This is a genomic window from Facilibium subflavum (assembly GCF_003574485.1).
Taxonomy (GTDB): Bacteria; Pseudomonadota; Gammaproteobacteria; order Francisellales; family Francisellaceae; genus Facilibium; species Facilibium subflavum.
On record NZ_QLIT01000276.1, the window covers coordinates 1 to 3,032 of the forward strand.

3 protein-coding genes are annotated in these 3,032 nt (G+C 37.1%); all 3 read left to right on the forward strand.

Annotated features, from left to right (window positions below; genetic code table 11):
* The first annotated feature begins 141 nt into the window (after nt 1–141).
* The 3 genes from rplS (at nt 142) to dacB (ending at nt 2,932) form a co-directional block, all read left to right on the forward strand.
* On the forward strand, nt 142–501 hold the full coding sequence (gene rplS, locus DNK84_RS13240) for a 50S ribosomal protein L19 (protein ID WP_119344947.1): 360 nt from the start codon (nt 142–144) through the stop codon (nt 499–501).
* Between the two features lie 13 nt (nt 502–514).
* Nucleotides 515–1,405 (forward strand): site-specific tyrosine recombinase XerD, encoded by an 891-nt coding sequence (xerD, locus tag DNK84_RS13245; protein WP_119344948.1) that lies wholly within the window; start codon nt 515–517, stop codon nt 1,403–1,405.
* A gap of 114 nt (nt 1,406–1,519) precedes the next feature.
* Nucleotides 1,520–2,932: a D-alanyl-D-alanine carboxypeptidase/D-alanyl-D-alanine endopeptidase gene (gene dacB, locus DNK84_RS13250; protein WP_162902477.1), complete on the forward strand. Its 1,413-nt coding sequence runs from the start codon at nt 1,520–1,522 to the stop codon at nt 2,930–2,932.
* Nucleotides 2,933–3,032: the final 100 nt, after the last annotated feature.

Sequence of the window (3,032 nt, forward strand, 5' to 3'; positions counted from 1 at the left end):
ACATGATTTTTATACTTTAACAGGTTCAGTGAGTTAAATTGAAGAGCCGTATGTGGGAAATCTACAAGTACGGTTCTGTGAGGGGCATCATGCTTTCTCACATTATGTTTAAAATTTAAATTATAAATAGGAGAAACAGAGATGTCTACTCGACAAAGTAAATATTTAGAAATGGTTGAAAATGCGCAGTTAAGAGATGATTTACCATCATTTAACCCTGGTGATTCTGTTACAGTGAACGTATGGGTTAAAGAGGGTAATAAAGAGCGTATTCAGATGTTTAGAGGCTTTGTATTAGCGGTGAAAAATCGTGGTCTTAACTCTTCTTTTACCGTAAGAAGGATGGCCTCTGGTGGTGAAGGTGTTGAGCGTACTTTCCAGACACATAGCCCAATCATTGAAAGCATTAAAGTAGAAAGACGTGCGAAAGTTCGCCGTGCGAAGCTTTATTATATGCGTGGTTTGACTGGTAAGGCTGCAAGGATTAAAGAAAAAGTATAAGAGGTCTATATCTATTGTGTCGACAAATATCGATTTAGTCGATCAATTTATTGAGGATGTCTGGCTTATCGATGGATTGAGTCAAAACACAGTCGACGCTTATAAAACAGATTTATCTCACCTATGCGTTTTTGTACAAGAAAAAAGCCTGTTATCCTTGTCGGAGAGTCAGTTGCAGGCTTTTATTGCAAAACGTTTAGATAAAGGTTATAGCGTGCGTTCAAATGCGCGCATGATTTCAACATTACGTAAATTTTTCCAATGGGCATATCAAAGCCAAAGAATGACAAAAGATCCAACCCAGAAGTTAAATTTCCCTAAGCTTGCCAAGGCTTTGCCTAAGGTGATTAATGAGGATGAAGTTGAGAAGCTTTTATCAGCGCCAGATTTGACAACAGATATTGGCGTGCGTGATAAAGCGATGCTTGAGATACTTTATGCAACAGGTCTGCGGGTAAGTGAGCTTACTGGACTTGATATAGAAGATGTGAATCTCAGGCAAGGCGTGGTTCGTGTTATGGGTAAGGGGTCAAAAGAGCGTTTGGTGCCAATGGGAGAGTACGCGCTTGAATATTTACAACAGTATATTGACAATGTCCGAAGCGCCTGGCTTTTAGGGTCTAAGGTCAGTAAGTTATTTGTCAGTCACCATAAAAAGGGAATAACGCGGCAGACTTTTTGGCATCGTATTAAAGCGTATGTGTTGTCGGTTGGGATCGATAAGCCTATTTCACCTCACACACTTCGCCATGCATTTGCAACACATTTGCTAAATCATGGTGCTGATTTACGGTCAGTACAGATGCTGCTTGGGCACAGCAGTGTTTCGACAACAACAATTTACACACATATATCCCAAACAAGACTGATTAATATCTTCAAAAAGCATCATCCGCGTGCTTAATCTGATATGATGTGTGAGGTATTTGATTATATGGGGTTTGTATTGTCGTAAGCTTTGCTTTTTTATAAACTTTGCACAGGCATTGTGTTTTTTTAAGTTTAGTGGAGGATGAGAATGAGGAAAGTCCATTGTATTATTTTCCTATTAATGCTGAATGTTTTTCTGCTAAAGTTTGGTCAGGCAGATGTGATTGATATCGCTAAATTTACTAGTGCATATAACTTGGGGTCAGCATCGTTAGGTGTTCGTTTGATTCAAGCAGATACAGGTAAGGTTATTTATCAATACAACGATAAGAAGAATTTTCTGCCAGCAAGCAATGTGAAATTATTAACTGCGGCAGCTTCTTTATTATTACTAGGCAGTGATTATCGTTTTAAAACAACAATTTATACCGATAGATACTTACATAAGGATACAATACATAATTTATATATTGATTTTTCTGGTGACCCTAGTCTTAGCACGGCAAATATTAAGCAGTTATTATCAAAAATATCAGAGCATGGGATCCGTCAAATAAAAGGTAATATTTATCTGGTGAATCGTGTTTTTCAAGGGCGCGATTATCCTATCAATATAAGCCAAAGTGATATGAGTTTTTATTATGCCACGCCTACGGTTGCGTTTACTGTAAATGAAAACAGCATTCCATTGCGACTGCAAGCAGATAAGAATGATCATGCGTTTTGCATAAAACAACCAGCTGCACAAAAGATAAAAATTATTAATCAGCTTCAGGTGGCAAATAAACAGCAATTAATGACATGTCAGTTTGACTCTCATATGAATACACAGAATGTTTTAATGTTGTCTGGTTGTTTGGGGGCTGGAGATTATCAAATAAAATTTGCACTTAAAAATCCATTTGATAGGGTAAAACAGATTATTCAAGAACAGTTGATGAAATTGTCACTTATTAATAATCATACAGCAATACAAAAGCTTCATCAGATTGATTTTTCAAGCTTAAAAACTTTATCAACACATTGCTCAGCACCACTTTATCGATTAGTTTGGCACATGCTGCAAAATTCAGATAATTTATACGCGCAGGCAATGACAAGAACACTTGGTAAACAAGTCTTTAATGTAGGAAGCTTTATTGCAGGGAAAAATGCCATTTTAGCTGTTTTAAAGGATAAGCTCGGTGTTGATGTAAAAACAGTACAATTAGAAGATGGCGCAGGGATGTCTCAAAATGATTTATTAAATGCATATTTTATTTCATCGTTACTGTTCGCAATGCAAAAAGAGAAAGTATTTAATTTCTTTTTCAACGCGCTGCCAATAGCAGGGGTATCTGGCACTTTGTCAGAGAGAATGAAGCAGCCGCCACTTAAAGGGGTTGTACATGCAAAAACAGGCACAGGCACCTTTGCAAGCGCTTTATCAGGTTATATGGTTGCAGCAAATGGTCAAAAACGTATTTTCTCTATTTTAGTCAATGGGTTAATGCAGGATCAAAAGGCGTCAGTATTATTGTTTGAGCAGCAGCTGTTACAGGCATTTTTCTATTTAAAATAGCGTATAAATAAGCTTGGCAAGAGATACTGTTTGTGAATAATCTTATGATGTTCTCATCGTAAAACACCAATAGTATTTTTATGCACACTACAGGACACTA

What these genes read in the sequence shown, in the direction of transcription:
- rplS (WP_119344947.1), top strand. Translation starts at nt 142, where the DNA reads ATGTCTACTCGACAAAGTAAATATTTAGAAATGGTTGAAAATGCGCAG.
- dacB (WP_162902477.1), top strand. Translation starts at nt 1,520, where the DNA reads ATGAGGAAAGTCCATTGTATTATTTTCCTATTAATGCTGAATGTTTTT.